The organism is Pseudomonas sp. NY15372, assembly GCF_048068215.1.
In the GTDB taxonomy this organism is placed as follows: domain Bacteria; phylum Pseudomonadota; class Gammaproteobacteria; order Pseudomonadales; family Pseudomonadaceae; genus Aquipseudomonas; species Aquipseudomonas guariconensis_A.
Genome location: NZ_JBLUPY010000051.1, coordinates 1 through 20,610, shown reverse-complemented (window position 1 = coordinate 20,610; position 20,610 = coordinate 1). Strand labels below are relative to the sequence as shown.

Genomic DNA, 20,610 nt, shown 5'->3' with positions numbered 1-20,610 from the left:
TGAGTCGGTAGAAGGCGGCGACAAGTTCGAGAAACTCACCCTCGACGATCAATCCGTTTCGACCAAGATCACCGACGAACCAGGTTCGGGCACTCCTGGCACTGGCAATGAAGGCGACAAGTTCGAAGTCACCATCGTCAGCAAAGGCGACGTGACTGAAGATCAGCAGCCAACCTTCACCATCCGGATCAGCGAAAAACTCGATCACGATGTGACCGTTACGCTGAGCAACAATCAGCAGGTCGTCATCCAGGCTGGCAAAACTGAAGTCGATTATTCGCTGCCGGCTCAAGGCGATGACGTCTTCACCGACCCAGGCAAAGCCGAACTGGGCGTCACCGACGCGACCGTCGAGGGCAAACAGTTCGAAAATCTGCAGCTGGGTGGCAAGGCGGTCGTCAATATCACCGACACGATCAGCGAGGTGAAGGCCACGCTGTCCGTGGACAAGTCCACCGTCGCCGAGGGCGGTCAGGTGACCTACACCGTCACGCTGAGCAATGACCAGAAATTGCCGGTAACTGGCCACGGCGGGCTGGTCTTCACCCTGACCGATGGTACCAAGGTCACCATCCCGGCCGGCAGCGCCAGCGGTTCCCTGACCATCACCACCAAGGACGACCCCTACGTCGGCGGTCAACCGAGCCTGGTGAACAAACTCGTGTCGGTCGAGGGCGGCGCCAACTTCGAGAAGTTGAGCCTCGACGGCACCACGCTGACCACTACCGTGACCGATGAGCCGAGCGGCCAGGGCGACGTGACCACGGTCGGCATCAGCGGCGACAGGTCGGTCACCGAAGGCGATACCGCCCATTACAACCTGACCTTGAGCAACCCATCCAAGGGCGAAGTCACTGTTACCCTGTCCTACAGCGGTACCGCCACCGATGGCGTGGACTTCCAAGGTGTCGTCACGGTGAAGATCCCGGCCAATAGCACGGGGACCAGCTTCGACATCCGGACCATCGATGATCGCTTCGCCGAAGGTGCCGAGCACTTCGTGGTGAAGATCGACAAGGTCAGCGGCGGCGGTTTCGAAAACCTGCAAGTCGATGCGAACAATGCCAGCGTCACCACCACCATCATCGACAACGACCACGTGCCGGTATCCACTGGCGGTGCCGTCACCGGCGTGGAAGACCTCGGCTACACCTTCGGCTGGAGCGACTTCAATGTCTCCGATGCCGATGGCAATACCAACCTGGGCGTGACCATCAGCCAGCTGCCGGGCGTGGGAAGCCTGAAGTTCTTCGATGGCAGCAACTGGGTCGACGTCAAGGTCAACCAGACCATCAGCCAGCAGGACATCGATGCCGGTCACCTCAAGTTCGTGCCGAAGGCCAACGAGTCGGGTGTCGATGGCTACGGTGGCACAGGTATCGGCAACCAGCAGGCCGACTACGCGCACCTGAAGTACAAACCGAACGATGGCACCAATATCGGTGGTGAAGTCACCATGAAGGTGGACATCACGCCTGTGGCCGACAAACCGACCCTGAACATCGGCAGCAACAACGTCGATTCCATCGGCCTGACCAAGGAAACCTGGAACAGCCTCAAGGGGCTGGGCACCGGCGGCAACGGCATCACTGGCAAGGCGCTGCAAGACGTGTTCGCCAACTCCGGCCAGGCCAGTAAGTCCGAGACGACCAACAACGTGCAGTCGGTGAGCGATGTGACGCCTGGCACCGGCACCAAGGTTTCCGGCCTGATCTACCTGGAGGCCGGCCAAACCTATACCTTCAGCGGCACAGCCGACGACAGCATGGTCATCAATATCGGCGGCACCAATGTGGTGGAGGCCACCTGGGGCGCGGGTGGCAAGGTCTCGGGCAGTTTCACGCCGACCAAGAGCGGCTACTACACCCTGGAAATGCTTCATGCCAACCAGGCAGGTCCCGGTAGCTACGACGTCAACATCCGGGTCGGCAGCGGCCCGGTGACGGACCTCAACAGCGGCGCCGTCCCGATGTTCCCGAACGTGGATGCTCTGGTGAATGCAGGCGTCAGCGTCTCCGAACTGCATGGCGACGGCGGCAGGGGTTACTACGACGGCTTCAAGCTCAACGAAAGCGCCGAGAACGGCACGGTCAAGCTGGTGGGAATCTCTACCCAGCTGACCGACACCGATGGCTCCGAGTCGCTGAGCGTCAAGCTGGGCGGCATCCCGCAAGGCTCCGTGCTGAGCGATGGCGCCGGCCACACCGTGACCGTGGGCAAGACCGAGGTGGATGTAACGGGCTGGAACCTCAACGGCCTGACCATCAAGCCACCGGCCTATTACCAGGGCCAGTTCGATGTGAAGGTCACTTCGACTTCCACAGAAAGCGTTGGCGGCAGCAAGGCCGTCAGCGAAGGCTCGATCAAGGTCACGGTGTATCCGGATACCTACAACACCAGCAACCTGACGGTGGACAGCGACAGCGTCAGCGGTACCAGCGGCAACGACATCGTGGTTGCCGACGTTAATGGCCTGCACGTAGTACCAGGCCAGGACTACAACCTGGCGTTCATCGTCGATACCTCTGGCAGCATGGGCTCCAATGGCGTGGCCGCTGCCCGCAATTCGCTGAAGTCCGTGTTCGAGACACTGGTCAACAGCGCCAAGGGCGCGCAGTCCGGAACCGTGAACATTCTGCTGGTGGACTTCTCCAGCCAGGTCAACACCACCGTGTCGATCAACCTGGCCGACAAGAACGCCCTGGCCACCCTCAACGCCGCATTGAACAAACTCTCCGCAAGCGGCAACACCAACTACGAAGATGCGTTCAAAACCACCGCAAACTGGTTCCGTGAGTTGATCGAAGCGGGCAGCACTGGCAGTCGCCAGACATTCTTCATCACCGATGGCAAGCCCAACTACTACCAAGATGATGAACGCATCAATCCAACCTTCGGTAATTCAGGCTACAAGCTGGATCAGGTACTGGACGGCTACAAGATTGGTACTGTCGTGTACCGGGAAATGCTTGGCAGCAATACCCGTTACAGCATCGACAAGAACGGTTACCTGACCGTTGAATACAAAAGCGATGGCTGGTGGTGGACCGATTCCAATGCCACAGGACAGTTGCACGCCCAAGGCGACGGGACCTACGAGCTTTCCGAAGTCACCGCGGGCCGCTGGCAATCAACCGTGGATCAGAATTCCCAGCAAGGCTTCGAGAAGCTGTCAGAGGTTTCCACTGTCGAAGCCATCGGCCTCAACAAAGGCGTCAACGCCAACGACCTGAAGCCCTACGACAGCGACGGCAAGCCGCAGACCAACATCGACCCGAGCAAACTGGCCGAAGCCATCCTCGGCCACACCGAAGCGGCTGCGCCGGGCAACGACACCGTCAAGGGTGGCGATGGCCACGACATCATCTTCGGTGACCTGATCAGCTTCGACGCGATCCCGGGTAATGGCATCGAGGCCATGCAAGCCTATGTGGCCGGCCGGCTGGGCACCACCGCCGACCAGATCGATGGACGCGCACTGCACAAGTACATCAGCGAGCATGTCAGCGAGTTCGACGTGTCGGGAAGCAATGATGGCAGCGATACCCTGCTGGGTGGCGATGGCAATGACATTCTCTTTGGCCAGGGTGGCAATGACTACCTGGACGGCGGCAAAGGGAACGACGTTCTGCTCGGCGGGACCGGCAACGACACGCTGATCGGTGGCCAAGGCAACGACGTACTGGTCGGTGGTGGCGGTGCCGATATCTTCATGTGGAAAGCCGGCGACACCGGCCACGACGTCATCAAGGACTTCAACAGGGACCAGGGCGATCGCCTCGATCTGCGCGACCTGCTGCAGGGTGAGAAGGCCAGCACCATCGATGACTACCTGAAGATCACCACGGTCGGCGGCGATTCGACCCTGCAGATCAGCAGCCAGGGCAAGCTCAATGAGGCCGGCGGCCTGGCCAACGCCGATGTGACCATCAAGCTCGAGGGCGTCAACTGGTCGAACACCACGATCAACTCGTTGATCAGCGGTGGTGACCCGACCATCAAGATCGACAACTCCAACAGCTGAACCCACCCGATACGGCGGCCCTCGTGGCCGCCAGCGGGGGCTGGGCTTCACGGGGCAATGCCTGACGGCGCATACTCGTGCGCCGACGGCGCGCCAGGTGAACTTTGCCTATGCTGCTGCCTACCAAGATGGAATCAATGAGACGAGGGTCGACGCCATGTTCTACGTGCAACGCGACGCCGCGGGCCAGCTGCAGCGAGTAGAAGCCGCGCCCTACGCCGATTACACCGAAATCCTCCCGGCCGACCATGCCGAGATCCAGGAATGGTTCGCGGACGATGTGGTGGAAAACAGCCTGCGTCAGCTCAAGCAGAGCGACCTGGACATGATCCGCGTATTGGAAGATCTGATCGAGGTGCTGACCACCAAAGGTGTTATCAGCATCACCGACCTGCCCGCCGGCGCCCAGGCCAAGCTGCTCAATCGCTCCTCGGCGCGCAAGGCGTTGGGCAGCCTGAACAACTTGATCGAAGAAGACGAGGAAGGTGGTTTGATCTGAGTCGGGAGGGGATCGTTCTGCACGTTGGGCTGACCTATAGGAGCGGGCTTGTCCCGCGATTGGCCGGCCCTGCCATCGCCGCCGCATGGCAAGGGCTTCGCCCTTGATCGCGGGCAAGCCCGCTCTCACAGAGGGAGCTTTGAGGCTTGAAGGATGCACGGCCTTGTGGGCTTGTCCCGCGATGGCCGGCCCTGCCATCGCCGCCGCGTGGCAAGGGCTTCGCCCTTGATCGCGGGGCAAGCCCGCTCCTACAAGGCTTGAAGGGTGCACGGCCCTGTAGGAGCGGGCTTGTCCCGCGAACACCGGCACAGCCGGTGCCATGTATCACGCAGCATGCTTCAACGCCAGGGTGCAGGCTCGCCGACCAGTTGCCCCTGGATCCCTCGCACACCCATCTCGCGCAATACCTGCAGCTCCCCTTCTGTCTCGACCCGCTCGGCAATCAGCGGCAAGTCGATGCTGTGCGCCGCCCGCTGCACCGCTTCGATGAACAAGCGCTTGTGCTGTTCCTGGTCGATGTTGCGGATGTAGCTGCCATCGATCTTCAGATAGGCCAGACCCAAGTGGGCCAGGTTGCCGATCATGCTGAAGCGACCGCCAAAGCGTTGCAATGCCAGGCCGAACCCCAAGGCATGCAGACGGCGCGTCAGTTGTTCGAGCATCTGTTGCTCGGGCAGTTGCTCCTCGCCGATCTCCAGCGTAAGGCGCGAGCCAAGCTCGGCATGCTGGCCCAGCATTGCATGGATCTGCTGCAGCGCACCGGCATCGGCCAGGGTCGCCGCAGACAGGTTCACCGCCAAGGCATCACCATGGGTTTTCAGATGCGCCAGCACTTTTTCCAACACCAGCACATCCAGCCGAGGCATCCAGCCGAAGCGCTCCAGCCAGGGCAGGAAGCGGCCGGCCGCCACCGCCTCGTCCGGCGCGTCGTGCAGACGAGAAATGACCTTGTAGTGCAGTACCCGCTCCGGCGTGCGGCTGTCGACCACCGGCTGGAAAAATAGCTCGAACTGCCCCTTGGCCAGCGCCCGGTCCAGCCGCTCATGCCAGGCATGGTGGCTATCGGCAGCCTGCGCCGCGATCCCCTGCTCCAGGCATACCCAGCCAGGGTCAGGCTGGCTCTCGGCACGGGCCAGGGCTTCGTCGGCCAGCTTCAACAGCGCATGCGGCGCATCCCCTGGGCTGTAGGGCGCCAGGCCGATGCAGGCCACCGGGTCGACATCGCTGGCGCCGGTCTGGTGCAGGCTATGAAGGGTGGACTCCAGAGCCTGGGCCAGCTGTATCGCCTCGTCATGAACCATACCCGGCGCCAGCACGGCGAATTCACCTCCACGGCTGCGGGTGATCAGGTTGTTGGTTTCGGGGTAGTTGGCACAGGTGCGCCGTAATTGTTCACCCACCGCTTGCAACAACTGATCGGTACGCTGGCCGCCCAGGCGAGCATTCAGGCCAGCTAGGTCCTGCACTCGCAAGAGCAGCAGGTAACCTGCACGCGCCTCTTCCAGGTTGCTGACACGAGCGTTGAGCTGCATTTCGAAATAGCGTCGGTTGGCCAAGCCCGTCAGGCTGTCCTGGTAAGACTCCGCGCGCAGCTTCTCGCTACGCTCGGCCTGTTCGTTGAACAACGCCTTGAGCTTCTCGACCATCTGGTTCATGGCCTGCACCACGCGGCGCAGTTCTGGTGTACGCGGCAGCTCCGGCAGGCTGAGAAATTCGCGCCGGGCGATGGCGTGGGACTGGGCGACCATATAGTCCAGCGGACGCAACTGGCGCCGCAGCAAGAGCGCGCCCAGTACAGCGCTCGCCGCACCACATAGCAGCAGCCAGCCGAGGCTGCCCAGGGCGCTCTGCCAGAGCTTGGCCAAGGCGAACATCGGGTGACTGACCACTTCGACCCGCGCCGCCTGCTGCCAGCCGCGGCTGACGATGGCATCGCCACCAGCCGGCTCCAGGCCGATCAGACGAATGAACCAGGCAGGTACGCCGTTGCTGTCTGGCTCGGCATGACGCTCTACCAATACCGCATTAGAGCCCAAGTCGACGACCTTGATGCTCGAGTAGTAACCACTATCGAAAATCGAGCTGACCATCAGCTCGACCATTGCCGGGTCGTCGATATTGGGGGTCAACGACAGGGCCAGTGCAGTGGCCGCGTCCTGGGCATGGGAACGCAACTGGTTGATGTACTGGCTGCGCGAGCTTTCCAGGCTGACCATGAAGCTGCCGCTGAAGGCGACCACCAGGAACAGACAAATGGCAAGCAGCAATTGTTTGAAGAGTGACATCTGTGCTCCTTCAATAAACCGGTTCGGCCGGGAACCCTTCGGCCTGCATTTTCTTCAGCAAGTCCTGCCAGCGTGACAGGCGCTTGGTATCGCCGACCTTCTTGTTGCCTGCCGCCCCCGTCAGCCACAAGCCTTCACCATTGAAGGCATACACCGGCAACAGGTCGGTACGCTGGCTGGCCGGCTTGATGGCATCCATCAGGCTGTCGAGCACCAAGGGCTGAGCCTGTGGGCTTGAATAATAGGTCAGGACCATATGCGCCCTATTCTGGCGCAGGGCCTTGACGTAGGTGATGCGCAGCTTTTCGCTGGGTATGCCCATGCGTCGCAGGCTGAAATATTTGGCGATCGCGTAGTCTTCACAATCGCCAGCGCCTTTGATCAATGACTGGATCGGCGTTGCCCAATAGTCGACTTCGTGCCACAGGTCGACATCCTCGACATAGCGCAGCTGTTGGTTGAAGAAGCGGTTGACCGCTTGCAGTCGCTCCAGCTCGCTGCCCTGCTTCTGGGTAGCCAACAGGTTCTGCCAGGCATCGATACGGGCCTGGCCCGCTCCCAGCTGGCCATAGAGCGACTGCGCGCGTCGGCTGATCTGGGAAAAATCCCAATCCGCTTGCAACCCGCCCAACAACAGGCAGCCGAACAGCGCGGCAAGGCCGATACGCCGCAGAGCTACTATCAGCATAGGGGGTGTTGCCACTGTGCAGACCCGTCCAGCCTCTGGAAAAACCGTGATGGTGCTGCCTGTGGAAGGAAAAGACAATGGCACATTAGAATCACGGCATGTTGTCCACAACCAGATTTCTTCCGTACTCCAGAGAGAAAAGTACTGCTTTCCTCACCTTGAGACTTCCTTCACGATAGCCGCTTTCCTGCCTCGGCCTAACCCCCTTGGCCAGTGCCCGCATCGTCGCGACGGTTTGACAATTGCCCCTCCAACTCACTAATGTAATTGGATCCAATTTCTAACAGGCATCGAGGCATACACCGCTTGGCCGAGAAAATTCGACTTCTAAAAACCATTCTGGGCAGTGAGCAGGTGCCACCGCATCAAGCCCGTAGCGTTATCGAAGAGCGCCTGCGCAGCGCGATCGTCGATGGCCGCCTGCCACCTGGCACGGCCTTGCGTCAGCAGGAAATCGCTACGCTGTTCGGAGTGAGCCGCATGCCAGTGCGCGAAGCCTTGCGCCAGCTGGAAGCGCAATCGCTGCTACAAGTCGTCATGCACAAGGGTGCCGTGGTGGCTCCCTTGATCGGCGAGGACGCAGTCGATACCTATGCGCTGCGTGTGCTTCTCGAGTCCGAAGCCTTGCGCCAATCGATTCCGTTGCTCGATACCCATGATATCGCCCAGGCGCGCGGCTATATCCAGCAGTTGGAAAACGAAACCCGTCACGCGGAAATCGGTCGCCTCAACCGCTTGCTGCACATGGCGCTCTACTGTAAAGCACCTAACCAGAAGCTGCTGCGCATGATCGAAATCGAGCTCAACGAAGAAGAGCGCTTCCTGCGCTTCCACCTCTCCTCGATGGGCCTGGGCAAACTTACCCAGGACGACCATATTGCCCTAGTGGACGCCGCCAGCGACAAGCAGGTGGATGAAGCCGTCAAGATCCTGGAAGAACACCTGAACAACGCCTCTCGCACCATCCGAAACTACCTGAACAGCCAGTCGGCCCGCTGAGGTCGAGTGCACGCCTCCGAAAGCGCCCTGCTTCCGGAAACCTTCTCGTGAAAATTGGCTTGCCCGCTACTCCATTGCGCGCGGGCGAACGCTGATACCCCCTCACCGCCTCCTCCATTGCACCGGACGCCTGCAATTTCCCTGGCACTCATACGCCGCGGTTGGCCCGTCACCCTTCCCCTTCTTTTTTGCAATCCCTGGCCACTAGCATGGCAGCGCCCACCATTTCGGCCCACTCTACACCTCGCAACGATGCCGATCGCCATCGACAGGCCTGATCGTTGCCTTCCCATTCTTCATCAGGAGGGGCCGACGACCGGGGCACGACTGACAGCAGCGCCCCCAAATTTACCAATACGAACGCCTAATTCACCAAGTGCTCAGGTGACACATTCACCTACAGATTAAGAATTTTCTGATACCCATTATCGGAAGGGGCACTTTTTTGCCAAATAAAACTTCATTGAAAGTTTTATCGGACCCGCTCGGCCTTAAATAAACTAAAACTCAAAAAAAATAAAAAAACAATTGCGAACAACTTTGCAATTGCTCTAACTTTTATCTCCGTCAGCAGGCCATCGCCTGCGACCGCGATAACGCAGCGCCTTTAGCCTGCGCACCTTCAACGCCTACTAAACATCGAACTCAGCCTCGAGGCCTTCGCACGCCCCTTATAAAGCGACGCAACAAAGCAATCGATCACTTATTGGAAATTTTCACCCCAGGAGTTCAACATGCACTCACTGCACCGCACACTTTCGCTTAAAAAACATCAACTTTCGCAACACCCTGTCTTTTCCGAAATCACGTCGTTGATGGTATTGCGCCGGTTCATGGAAACCCATGTATTTGCAGTATGGGACTTCATGTCATTGACCAAGCGCCTGCAACTTGAGCTGACCTGTATCAGCTTGCCCTGGCTGCCTCCGGTTGACCCGGCGGCTGCCCGCTTGATCAACGAGATCGTCCTGGGCGAGGAAACCGATGACCGTATCGATCATGGCCACTACAGCCATTTCGAGCTGTACCTGGACGCCATGCGGGAAGTGGGCGCGAACACCACTGCCATCGAGCAGTTCGTTGCACTTCAGCAGCAAGGCTTGCACTACTTGGATGCCCTGCAGCGCTGTGGCGCCCCAGAGGCCGCCCAGCGTTTCGTCCGCCACACTCTGAGCGTCGCTCTCGACGCCCCTCGCCATCAGGTGGCCGCTGCATTCCTGCATGGGCGGGAGAGCGTCATCCCGGCGATGTTCCAGCAGATCCTCGATCAATGGGATATCGGTCGCGATCAGGCTCCGACCTTCCGCTATTACCTGCAACGCCACATAGACGTCGACTCGCAAGACCACGGCCCTGCAGCGGAACGGCTGCTGGCGAGGCTGGTCGACCAGGACCCGCAGCGCCTGGAAGAGGTCTACCAGGCCGCCATTACCGCGGTCGACAACCGAACGGCTCTGTGGGACCGGGTGCGTACCCAGCTTCACACCGAATTCGGCGAGGTGGCCCAATGAACGCGCCAAAGTACAGTTCGTTCGCCGATATATGGGAAGCGCGGGCAACGATCCGCACCCGGCCGCGCCGGCTGCTGGAGGACGACCAGCGGCTGATCTATCCACTCTGCCGCCAACCGCTGGTACTCAGCGCCACATTCCAGCGCGAATGCCCGCAACTACGGGATTTCGTGTTGGTACAGAGCCTCTACAAGTTCATCAACGACGTCGTGATCTTCGAGACCGAAATCGTCGACAGCACCGCACGGCGCATCGCCAAGGAACGCTTCGCCATACCGTTCCCCTATGCCTGCCGCTACGACGCCATGACGGTCGTCGTGGATGAGGACTACCACGCGCTGGTGGCCATGGACTTCCTTCAACAGACCATCGCCCTGACCGGCATCGAACCAATCGCCCTGCCTCGGCAAATAGAACTCAGCCGGGCCATCCCCGCGGCATTGGCTGAAGTCCCCGAGCAGCTGCGTGACGCCGTGGAACTCATCTGCGTAGGGATAGCCGAGAACACCTTGACCGATGATGTCGCCGCCTTTTCCCGCGACGATACGGTCAAGCCTTCGATCAAGGGCCTGATGGCCGACCACCTGCTCGATGAAGGGCGCCACTCCAGTTTCTGGACACGCCTGACACGGATCTACTGGCAAACCGCTCCCCAAGCCGACCGTGAAGCCATCGCGAAGGTTTTGCCTGTGTTTCTTGGCCAGTACCTGACCAACGATCTGCAGCAAGAATTCGATTTCACGCTGATCGAGGCCTTGCCGGTCGCGCAAGACGTTCGCCAGGCCTTGCGCGAAGAAGTTCGCAGTCTGGCCTACCCGATCAATCACCAGCATCCGCTGCTGGGCAACATCCTGCGCTTCCTGCGCAGCAGCTCGATGCTGGAGTCGCCCTGCGTGCAGGACGCGTTACGTAATTATCTGCCTTGAGGAAGCTGTCATGAGACGCCTCGACATACTCCTGGTGGGCAGCAGCCCCGCCATACGACAACTGGCCAGCCTGCTCGAGGAGCATGCTCATCGAACGACCGTGGTGACGACGCCGGGCGATTGGCGTCCGGCCTCGGCCAAGACCAACCATCTGGTAGTGGAGGATGGCAGCCTTCCACTGTGCGAGCACGACTGGCGGGGGTTGAGAGCCATGCCATTGCTCAGGCTGCGCTTGGGCGCGAGCTACGCGGGCATCCTGCCCACCGTCGAGCTCCTGTGCTGGTATGCCCATGGCACTGGTCAACGGCTGATCGAGCGCGTAGCGCTGCAGACCCCAGCTTCCGGTAACGGCCAACAGCTAAGGCAGGAGGCTTTGCAGGCCCTGGAGGACCTGCTCGCCTCAGTGGTGACGCGCTTCGCCCGTGACTCGCAGTACCTGGAACAAGCTCCGCTGATCGGCCCGCCCCTGCAAGAGCGTGAACACGGGCTGGACTGGCTGGACTCACTGGCGCACCGCCACCCCTTCAACCGAACGCTACGGGCAGACCTACTGGAGAAAGCGGAAACCTGCCTGATGGACCGACTCGAGCTGAGCCTGCACCGCTTCGCCGCCCAACCAGCGCTCAATGAGAACGGCACACGTACTTGCTATCGGCGCCTGCAAGCCCAGGCCGTCGGTATCCAGCGCGCACTGCTGCCCCTGCTGCCCAGCGCCGATGGACTACCGACGGTGGTCGCGGTCTGCATGGCCAAGTCACCTGCACTGTATGCCAGCCTGCTGGCGGTGCTCGGCTGCGCCGCGGTATATCTGCCGCTGGATCCGGCCACGCCGTTCGAACGGCGCCAGCGTATTCTGGACGATGCCGGCGCCTGTGCCCTCCTGCATGATGGCCAGGCCCATGACGGTGTGCCTGGGCTGGATGTGCGCACGCTGGCAGAAGTGACGGAACGACCATTGCCTTCGCTGCAGGTGCGCCAGCTCGCCCTGGATGCCCCTTGTGTGGCGATCTACACCTCTGGCACCACGGGGCAGCCCAAGGGCGTGCTGCTCAGCCAACGCAACCTCACCCACTTCACGAGCTGGTATGCCGACCACGTATCGCTCGATGCCAGCAGCCGGGTCTTGCAGTTTTCCACCATCGGCTTCGATGCATCGTTGCTCGACATTCTGCCGACGTTCGCCCATGGCGCCGAACTGGTGGTACCCAGCGAGGAACAGCGCCGTGATCCGGTGCAACTGGTACGGCTTATCCACAGCCAGGAAGTCAGCCATGCCTTCCTGCCGCCCGCGTTACTGAGCATCCTGCCCAGTGACGAGCATCTTGGTCTGCGCCACCTGATCACCGGCGGTGACGTGTGCGAGCCGCAGGTCATTGCCCGCCTGGCCGGACAGTGCCGGATGCACAATATCTATGGCCCGACCGAAACCACGGTGCTGGCCACCACCCGAGCATTCATCGCCGGCGACAGCAACCGTAACCTCGGCACACCGATTGCCAATACCCAGGTATTGATTCTCGATGACGACCTGCGCCCGGTGCCCGAGCTTACCCCCGGCGAGCTATACATCAGCGGGCCGGGTGTGGGGCTTGGGTACCTGAACAACCCGACGCTGACGGCGGAGCGCTTCGTCGAGCTGCGCTTGCCGGATGGGCGCAACCTTCCGGCCTACCGTACCGGCGATATCGCCCAATGGACGGCACAAGGCATCGAGCTCTGCGGGCGACGGGACAACCAGGTGAAGATCCGCGGTTTCCGGGCCGAACCGGAAGAAATCGAGCATTGCCTGCGCACCAGCAACCTGTTCGCCCAGGTCGCCGTAGTGATCGACGACCAGCGCCGCATCCTGGCCTTCGTCGCACAGCCGGCCCACGCCGAGGCCGAAGCTGCCCTGCGGGCCCATGCCGAACAGCAGTTGCCCGACTACATGCGGCCCGCGTTCTACCAAGTCCTGCAGCATATGCCCTATACCGCCAACGGCAAGGTTGATCGCAAGGCCCTGCATGCATCGCCCCTGGCGCTGCCGGCCCACGAGCGATCGATTCCTGCTACGCCAACCGAACAGCGTTTATGTCGGCTTTGGAGCGACCTGCTGGAATTGCCCGAAACGCAGATATCCACGCAAGACAGCTTCTTCAACCTGGGTGGCCACTCGATCCTACTGTCACGCCTGCTGTTGGAGGTACGCCAACAGTTCGGCCAAGGGGTAGCGATCAATCACTTCATCGAACAACCGACGCTGCAACGCCTGGCCGAACTGCTCGACCGCCCGGAGGCTCCACGGCAATGCCCGCTCGAGCGCCTGGAGCAGGACGCCAATCGTGAACTGGGCCTGCACGTGCTGCCGATGGACTGCCTGGGCGATGTGCACAAGGTCATCGTCACCGGCGCCAACAGCTTCCTCGGCGTACACCTGGTCGAAGCCCTGCTCGCCTGGGGCGCCACCGAAGTGGCCTGCCTGGTGCGCAGCAGCGATGGCCATACAGCCAGGGAACGCTTCGCCCAGGCCATAGCGGAAAACGGCCTCACCCTCGATTCGAGCCGCGTGCGAGTGTTCGAGGCCGACCTGCGCCAGCCTCGCCTTGGGTTGTGCGAAAGCGACTACGACTACCTGGACAGCAACTATGGCGCCCTGGTGCACAACGCCGCGCAGGTCAACCATGTGCTGGATTACCAGGCCTTGGCCGCAGACAACGTCGAGCCCTTGTTCGAATGCCTGCGCCTGTGCGAAGGGCGGCGCAAGAAGGTCTTCAACTTCGTCTCGACCCTTTCTGCCTGCAGCGCGGTGGGTGCCGATGGACGCGTGCTCGAGCAAGGACCGGCGACCACGGCGCCGATCTACATCCGCAACGGCTACAACCTGAGCAAATGGACCGGCGAGCGCATTCTCCAGCGAGCCCGCTCCCAAGGCGTGTGGGTCAACCTGTTCCGACCAGGGAACATTACCTTCGACAGCCGCAACGGCATCTGCCACCCCCAGCGCAACCGCCTGATGCTCATGCTCAAGGGCTCGCTGCAACTGGGCCAGGTGCCGGACCTGGCGATCGACTTCGATCTCATGCCGGTGGATTTCCTGGCCCGCTTCATCGGCTTCCATGCCAGCCGCCACCAGGCCGATGCATGGGTGTTCAACCTGCACAACCCCGAACCATTGCGCTGGCGCGACTACATGGCGGCCTTCCAGGAACAGGGGCACGGGTTCGACCTGGTCCCCGTAGAACAATGGCAACGCCAGCTCCAGCGGGTCGACCGCGACAACGCCCTGTTCGACGTCCTGGGCTTCTACCTCGAGGGATTCGGCGAAGACATTGGCGATATCGCGGCCATCGAACATGCCAACGCCCGTGCCGGCGTGCAACGCATGGGCACCTGCTACCCGGCCAAAAACCCGGCGTTGCTGCGCCTGGGCTGCCGCCATCTGAGCGACATCGGTTTCATCTGATCACAATCCCCGACAACAGGAGCAATACACATGCAAACCCTCAAACCCGACACCCTGATCCGCAACCCTGAAGGCTGCCAGGTAGTGGCCCATGTGGACATCGCAGCCCCTGCCGCGAGCGTGTGGAACATCGTGGGCAATTTCGCAGGCTTCCCGGTATTCATTCCCGCGCTCTCGCACATCGAGATGACCGGTAGCGGCGTGCGCTCCATCCGCAAGAAACTGTTCAAGGATGGCAACGTGGTCATTGAACAGCTGAACTCACGTGACGAGCAGGCCATGCATATGACCTGGAGCTTGATCTACACCAGCTTGAACATCGGCAACCTATGGGCGGCGATGCAGGTCGAGGCACTCGACGATGCCCACAGCCGGGCCACCTGGACCATCCAGGCCGAGCCATGGGCAGGTGGGGCCGAAGCGCTGCCGGGATTCCAGGCCTTCCTCCAGGGTTTTGCCGATGAAGCCATGGAGAATGTGAAGCACCTGCTGAGCTAGGCGTGCCTCCGCCGGCCCTGGCCGGCGGAGCCCTTTACGATGGATGGCGCGTCGATATCACCAGAGGACTGTTGCAAAAAATATCCAGCCCGCCAACAATGAGACTAATTATCATTCATACCCATTACCGCAGTGCGCTTCCATGCCTTCCAGAGACTCCCTGCACGTGCTCTACAACCACCACCACGGCTGGCTGTACACCTGGCTGCGCAGCAAGCTCGGCAATGCTGCCGACGCGGCGGACCTGGCCCAGGACACCTTCGTTCGCCTGCTGCAACGCGAGCATCTGGAACTCAATACGCCCCGTGCCTTCCTGCGTACCGTTGCGCGGGGCCTGGTGATCGACCATTGGCGCCGCGAGGAACTGGAGCGCGCCTATCTCGAAGCGCTGGCCCATGCGCCGCAGGCCGAAGTGCCGTGCGCCGAAACCCGCGAGCTCATGCTGGAGCTGCTCGAACGCATCGCACGCATGCTCGAGGGCCTCAAGCCCAAGGTGCGTCGCGCCTTCCTCCTGGCCCAGTGCGACGGGCTGAGCCACAAGGCGATCGCCGAACAGATGGGTATCTCCCTGCGCTCCGTCGAGCGCTACGTAGCGGATGCGCTCTACCATTGCTACCTGCTGCGCTATGAAGGCGAGCCCTGAAACGATGAGCATCAACGGACCCTCGGCCAACGTGGTCAAGCAGGCGATCCACTGGATGCTGCGCCTGCGTGAAAGCGGTCAGAACCCCGGCCTGCTGATGCAATGCGAGCAATGGCGCAACGCGCATCACGATCACGAGCTGGCCTGGCAACGAGTCACCAGCCTGCATCAGGACCTCAACCTGCGCACCATCCCCGGTGCCAGCGTCGCCCTGCAAACCCTGGAAACCAGCCAGCGCCGCCTGCACCGACGCCAGGCCCTGAAGCTGTTGAGCGGTGTCGCCCTGGCAGGCTCGGCTGCCTGGCTGGCCAAGGACCTGCAACTGCTGGACACCTGGACGTCCGACTTCGCGACCGGCACCGGCGAGCGGCGCACATTCGTGCTGCCCGATGGTTCGCAGTTGCAGCTCAACACCCGCAGCACCGCCGAACTGGCGTTCGACGAGCGGCAACGGCTTGTGCGCCTCCGGCAGGGCGAGTTGATGCTTACCTGCAACCCCCAACAGGCCCATGGACGCCCACTGCTGGTAGAAACCCGCGATGCGCTGCTCGAAGGCTTCGAGGGCCGTTTCGTGGTGCGCCAGGATGCCGATTGCACTCGCGTCAGTGTCAATGCGGGTAAGGTGGCCATGCACAGAGCCGGCCGTCCATTGTTGTGGCTCACTGGCGGGCAAACCTGGCGTCTGGACCACCAAGGCGTACGGCTGGTCGAGCATCCTGCAATGGATGCCAGCGCCTGGGCCGAAGGCCTGATCGTCACCCGCGATATGCGCCTGGCTGACTTTCTCGCAGAAATCTCCCGGTATCGTCATGGTTATCTCGGCTGCAGCGATGACGTTGCCGGTCTACGCCTTTCCGGTGTGTTCCGCCTGGAGGACCCAGACAAACTGCTGGAGCTGCTGCCACAGACGCTGCCAATTACACTTCGCCGACGCACGCGTTGGTGGGTACGGGTAGAACGGCTGGCTTGATTTCGTACATTTCTTGAACATTTTCTGGCGGGTTTTTCCTTCAGGACCGGCAAGGACAGTAAGCAACACCTTTCAGCCCTAACCGATTCCGCGGACCCTACCCATGCCAGACGCCCAGCCCTCGCTGAAACCCACCAATACGAATGAGTTTCGACCTGTCTTGAATTCAACCCTGCTCGGCAAGGCGATACGCGCCGCCTTGCTCGGCACCACCCTAGGCATGACCGGCGTTGCATCGCTGGCCATGGCCGCCGAACCGGTAAGCGTCAGCCAACCCTATGCGATTCCCGCAGGGGATCTGGACGCGGTACTCAACCAGTTCGCGCGTCAGGCCGGCATCACCTTGTCCAGTACCCCACACATGACTGGCGAGCTGCAATCCCCAGGGCTTCAGGGGCAATACTCCACAGACCAGGCGCTGCGCCAGTTGCTCAATGGCACCGGCCTGGAAGCGGTCAGCCAGGACGGTCGCAGCTATGTGCTGCATGCTCTGCCCGAGGATGCGGCGCTTGCTCTGCCCAGCACCGATGTGCGCGCCTTCACCCTCGGCAACGCCCTAGGCAGCATGGATGGCTACAACGCCACCCACAGCCAGGTGGCGACCAAGACCAGCATGCCGATCCTGGAAACCACCCAGTCGGTGTCAGTGGTTACCCGCCAACAGATGGACGACCAAGGCTCCCAGACCGTTGCCCAGGCCATGCGCTACACACCGGGCGTGCTGACCAACCCCTATGGCGCGACCCACCGCTACGACTATGTCGCCATGCGTGGCTTCAACGATGGCTCGGTAGATAACATCTATGTCGATGGCCTGAAGTCCATGGGTGACAACGGCACCTACAGCACCATGCAGGTGGACCCGTACTTCCTCGAGCGTATCGATATCCTCAAAGGCCCCTCCTCCGTGCTGTACGGCCGTAGTTCACCTGGCGGCCTGGTCGCGTTGACCACCAAGAAGCCGCTGTTCGATGCGTATCACCAGGTCCAGGCCACCGTGGGTACCCAAGGGCAGCGCGGCATGGGCTTCGACTTCAGCGGCCCTCTGGATGACGACAAACGCATCGCCTACCGCCTGACAGGCCTTGCGGATGCATCCGACACCCAGTTCGACCATAACAAAGAAGAGCGTTACGCCATCGCCCCTGCGGTGAGCATCGACTTCAGCGAAGACACCTCGCTGACCTTGCAGGCCTATCTGCAACACGACCCCAATGGCGGCTATCACGGTGGCAACCCGGCCGATGGCATGCTCCACCCGCGTAACGGCCTGCGCCTATCGGACCATTTCTTCGAGGGCGAGCCGGGGATCGACAACTACGAACGCACCCAGCAGTCGTTCAGCTATCAATTCGAGCATCGCTTCAACGATGTCTTCACGGCGCGTCAGAACTTCCGCTATCAGGATTCGGACGTATCGATGGACCAGGTCTATTCGGCCGGCTGGGCGGATGCCACCAGCAACATCCTCAACCGCGCCTACACCGGCGGTGACGAGCGCTTGCACTCGTTCATCATCGACAACATGCTTCAGGCGGAATTCTTCACCGGGGCTGCCAAGCACACCGTGCTGCTCGGCGCCGACTACCAGCGGCGCAAGGCCGATGTCGCCTGGCGCTATGGCACGGTCGATCCGCTGGACGCCGGCAACCCACACTATGGCAACGGCAACCTGCAGATCCTGGGCGAGAACAACTACCTACGACGTCTGCAGCAAACCGGTGTATACCTGCAGGACCTGGTCGAGCTGGATCAGTGGCGCTTTTCCCTTGGCCTGCGCCAGGACTGGGTGAAGGTATCCGAGGAAAACCGCGATAGCGACACCAAAGTCAACGACGACCGCTCCAAGTTCACTACCCGGGCCGGCGTGCTCTACCTGTTCGAGAACGGCATCGCGCCCTATGTGAGCTATTCCGAGTCGTTCAACCCCAACACCGTTTCCGACCAGGACGGCCGCCCGCTGGCGCCTACCGAGGGCACGCAGTGGGAAGCAGGTATCAAATACCAGCCACCGGGAACCGACAACCTGTTCACGGCCTCGGTGTTCCGCATCGAACAGGAAAACCTGGCCTCCAAGCAACCGAACGAAGAGTTCTACCGTGCGGTAGGCGAAGTGCGTTCCCAAGGCCTGGAGCTTGAAGCCCATGTGCAGGTCACTGATAACCTCAAGCTGATCGGCGGTTACACCTACACGGACGTCGAGTATTCCAAGGCCATGCCCAGCCTGGTAACGCCAGGCCTGGACAACAAGGGCAATTCCCCGACCCAGGCGCCTGAACAAATGTACTCGCTCTGGGCCGATTACAACTTCAGCCAGGGTGCCTTCGATGGCCTGCGCTTGGGCGGTGGGGTGCGCTATGTGGGGTACAGCTGGGTCGATGCGGAAAATAGCATGAAGGTGCCTTCCTACACCCTGTTCGACGCATCGATCGGCTATGACTTGGGCAAGGTCGGCCTCAAGGGCATGGATGTGCGGCTCAATGCCAACAACCTGACCAACGAGTCCTACGTCGCCTCCTGCGCAAGCCTGAACTACTGCTACATGGGCGAAGAACGCAATGTCAGCGCCACGGTCAGCTATCAGTTCTGATCTTCTTCCCGTGCCTGAAGCCAGCACCTGAACCAGGGGCTGGCTTTTTCGTTTCTGGCGTTTTTTCGGAGTCCCCCATGCGTCAACTCTATGTCCTACTCCATCGCTACCTGGGCCTGGTCGCCGCAGTGTTCCTTGCATTGGCAGGCCTGACCGGCAGCTTGTTGGCCTTTCACCACGAACTCGATGAATGGCTCAATCCAGGCTTCTACGAAGCGTCTGCCGTGGGCACGCTCCAGCAACCGGGTGTACTTGTGAACAAGGTACAGAGCGAACATCCGCGCCTGCAGGTCTGGTACATGGAATATCCACAGGAGGCCGGGCACTCCGCGCTCCTGGCCATGGTGCCGCGCAACGATCCGCAGTCTGGCCAGACCTATGACGAAAAGAACACGGTCTTCTACCTCGACCCGGTCAGCGGCGAAACCCTCGGCCAGCGCTATTGGGGCGAATGCTGCTTCTCTCGCGAGAACTTCATGCCGTTCATCCTGGAACTGCATTACAGCCTGACCCTGCCTGGCAACTGGGGCGTCTTGCTGATGGGTGTGGTGGCCATCCTCTGGGTACTGGACTGCTTTATTGCCGTGTTGCTCACCCTGCCCCGTGGTCGGCCGTTCTGGCGTAAATGGGCCACTGCCTGGAAGATCAAGGGCGGCCATGCCTACCGGTTGAACATGGATATCCACAGGGCAAGCGGCTTGTGGTTGTGGCTGTTGCTATTGCCCATCGCGATCAGCAGCGTGGCGATGAACCTGCCTGCACAAGTGTTCAAGCCAACGGTATCGCTTTTCTCGCCGGTTGAACCGAGCGTCTACGAAGCACGAGGCACAATGCCCAAAGAGGCGCTGGGGGTGACCCAACTGACGTATCAACAGGCATATCAGTTAGCTCAGGAGGAAGGCGCAAGGCTTGGGCTGACCGCGCCGATAGGCGAGCTCTACTACAGCTTCGAGTACAACTTCTATGGCGCAGGTTTTGGCCAGCACGATACCGATGCGCACGGTAAGTCCTGGTTGTTCTTCCACGGCACCGACGGGCGATTGTTAGGCCAGGAAATTGCGGGCCAGGGGACATTGGGAGAACAGTTCTACCGCTTGCAACTCCCCATCCATGGTGGACGCATCATTGGGGTTACCGGGCAGGTGTTGATTGCAATTCTAGGCGTGGTGATAGCGGTGCTTTCGATTACCGGGGTGTATATCTGGTGGCGCAAGCTGCAGGCCAGGCGTAGCAGCAGGCTGCGCAACGTCGGTGCGGCACGCCCCTCCCTGTAGAAGCGGCCTTGTGCCGCGAAGCGGGCGCGCAGCGGCCGTAGGTCCAGGTGGCGCGGGTGTACCTGGGTGATCGAGGATGCAGGTTTTGCGGCCTGCTTCGCGGCCGATCGCGGCGCAAGGCAGCTCCTACAGGGCGCGCGGTTGCCAGACCCCGGAAAGACAAAACCCCTACCTGCTCGCGCAGATAGGGGTTTTGCGAAATGAATCTTGACGATGACCTACTCTCACATGGGGAAGCCCCACACTACCATCGGCGATGCA

Annotated in this window: 13 protein-coding genes; 11 read left to right on the top strand and 2 right to left on the bottom strand. The window is 61.1% G+C overall.

What is annotated here, in order from left to right; all coding sequences use genetic code 11:
* Together ACNFG0_RS21680 and ACNFG0_RS21675 are read left to right on the top strand one after the other, a co-directional pair.
* On the top strand, positions 1-4,024 hold a 4,024-nt coding region (locus tag ACNFG0_RS21680), incomplete at its 5' end, for an immunoglobulin-like domain-containing protein (protein WP_416766334.1).
* 157 nt (positions 4,025-4,181) lie between these two features.
* Positions 4,182-4,523, top strand: a complete 342-nt coding sequence (locus ACNFG0_RS21675; protein WP_196146821.1) for a tryptophan synthase subunit beta — start codon at positions 4,182-4,184, stop codon at positions 4,521-4,523.
* A gap of 338 nt (positions 4,524-4,861) precedes the next feature.
* Here ACNFG0_RS21675 and lapD read toward each other — a convergent pair whose 3' ends face one another.
* Both lapD and lapG read right to left on the bottom strand, forming a co-directional pair.
* Entirely contained in the window at positions 4,862-6,808 is a 1,947-nt protein-coding gene (gene lapD, locus ACNFG0_RS21670; protein ID WP_416766332.1) for a cyclic di-GMP receptor LapD, read from the bottom strand.
* A 10-nt stretch (positions 6,809-6,818) separates the two neighbouring features.
* Positions 6,819-7,496, bottom strand: a complete 678-nt coding sequence (gene lapG / locus ACNFG0_RS21665) for a cysteine protease LapG (protein WP_196156533.1) — start codon at positions 7,494-7,496, stop codon at positions 6,819-6,821.
* 306 nt (positions 7,497-7,802) lie between these two features.
* Here lapG and ACNFG0_RS21660 point away from each other — a divergent pair, with 306 nt between their 5' ends.
* From ACNFG0_RS21660 to ACNFG0_RS21620, 9 genes are all read left to right on the top strand, one after another.
* Positions 7,803-8,495 carry a GntR family transcriptional regulator gene (locus ACNFG0_RS21660; protein ID WP_196146824.1) on the top strand — a complete coding sequence of 231 codons (693 nt, stop codon included), beginning with the start codon at positions 7,803-7,805 and terminating at the stop codon, positions 8,493-8,495.
* A 734-nt stretch (positions 8,496-9,229) separates the two neighbouring features.
* Positions 9,230-10,006 carry a DUF3050 domain-containing protein gene (locus tag ACNFG0_RS21655; RefSeq protein WP_196156531.1) on the top strand — a complete coding sequence of 259 codons (777 nt, stop codon included), beginning with the start codon at positions 9,230-9,232 and terminating at the stop codon, positions 10,004-10,006.
* Positions 10,003-10,932: a diiron oxygenase gene (locus ACNFG0_RS21650; protein ID WP_416766330.1), complete on the top strand. Its 930-nt coding sequence runs from the start codon at positions 10,003-10,005 to the stop codon at positions 10,930-10,932. Before ACNFG0_RS21655 ends, ACNFG0_RS21650 begins: the two co-directional genes overlap by 4 nt.
* 10 nt (positions 10,933-10,942) lie before the next feature.
* Positions 10,943-14,374, top strand: coding sequence for an amino acid adenylation domain-containing protein (locus ACNFG0_RS21645; protein WP_416766329.1), 3,432 nt, complete (start codon positions 10,943-10,945; stop codon positions 14,372-14,374).
* Between the two features lie 30 nt (positions 14,375-14,404).
* The gene (locus ACNFG0_RS21640; protein WP_196146828.1) at positions 14,405-14,872 is read left to right on the top strand and encodes an SRPBCC family protein; all 468 of its coding nucleotides are present in this window, start codon (positions 14,405-14,407) and stop codon (positions 14,870-14,872) included.
* Positions 14,873-15,014: 142 nt separating this feature from the next.
* A complete protein-coding gene (locus ACNFG0_RS21635) occupies positions 15,015-15,515 on the top strand; it encodes a sigma-70 family RNA polymerase sigma factor (protein WP_196156527.1) in 501 nt (166 codons plus the stop codon).
* Between the two features lie 4 nt (positions 15,516-15,519).
* Complete coding sequence (locus ACNFG0_RS21630; protein WP_416766327.1) at positions 15,520-16,485, top strand: FecR family protein; 966 nt, start codon at positions 15,520-15,522, stop codon at positions 16,483-16,485.
* A 220-nt stretch (positions 16,486-16,705) separates the two neighbouring features.
* Positions 16,706-19,075 carry a TonB-dependent siderophore receptor gene (locus ACNFG0_RS21625; RefSeq protein ID WP_416766336.1) on the top strand — a complete coding sequence of 790 codons (2,370 nt, stop codon included), beginning with the start codon at positions 16,706-16,708 and terminating at the stop codon, positions 19,073-19,075.
* Between the two features lie 77 nt (positions 19,076-19,152).
* Positions 19,153-20,349 (top strand): PepSY-associated TM helix domain-containing protein, encoded by a 1,197-nt coding sequence (locus ACNFG0_RS21620; RefSeq protein ID WP_416766326.1) that lies wholly within the window; start codon positions 19,153-19,155, stop codon positions 20,347-20,349.
* Positions 20,350-20,610 lie beyond the last annotated feature (261 nt).

Excerpts from the sequence above, each read along its gene's own strand:
- ACNFG0_RS21675 (WP_196146821.1), top strand. The coding sequence starts at position 4,182 with ATGTTCTACGTGCAACGCGACGCCGCGGGCCAGCTGCAGCGAGTAGAA.
- lapD (WP_416766332.1), bottom strand. The coding sequence starts at position 6,808 with ATGTCACTCTTCAAACAATTGCTGCTTGCCATTTGTCTGTTCCTGGTG.
- lapG (WP_196156533.1), bottom strand. The coding sequence starts at position 7,496 with ATGCTGATAGTAGCTCTGCGGCGTATCGGCCTTGCCGCGCTGTTCGGC.
- ACNFG0_RS21655 (WP_196156531.1), top strand. The coding sequence starts at position 9,230 with ATGCACTCACTGCACCGCACACTTTCGCTTAAAAAACATCAACTTTCG.
- ACNFG0_RS21650 (WP_416766330.1), top strand. The coding sequence starts at position 10,003 with ATGAACGCGCCAAAGTACAGTTCGTTCGCCGATATATGGGAAGCGCGG.
- ACNFG0_RS21645 (WP_416766329.1), top strand. The coding sequence starts at position 10,943 with ATGAGACGCCTCGACATACTCCTGGTGGGCAGCAGCCCCGCCATACGA.
- ACNFG0_RS21640 (WP_196146828.1), top strand. The coding sequence starts at position 14,405 with ATGCAAACCCTCAAACCCGACACCCTGATCCGCAACCCTGAAGGCTGC.
- ACNFG0_RS21635 (WP_196156527.1), top strand. The coding sequence starts at position 15,015 with ATGCCTTCCAGAGACTCCCTGCACGTGCTCTACAACCACCACCACGGC.
- ACNFG0_RS21630 (WP_416766327.1), top strand. The coding sequence starts at position 15,520 with ATGAGCATCAACGGACCCTCGGCCAACGTGGTCAAGCAGGCGATCCAC.
- ACNFG0_RS21625 (WP_416766336.1), top strand. The coding sequence starts at position 16,706 with ATGACCGGCGTTGCATCGCTGGCCATGGCCGCCGAACCGGTAAGCGTC.
- ACNFG0_RS21620 (WP_416766326.1), top strand. The coding sequence starts at position 19,153 with ATGCGTCAACTCTATGTCCTACTCCATCGCTACCTGGGCCTGGTCGCC.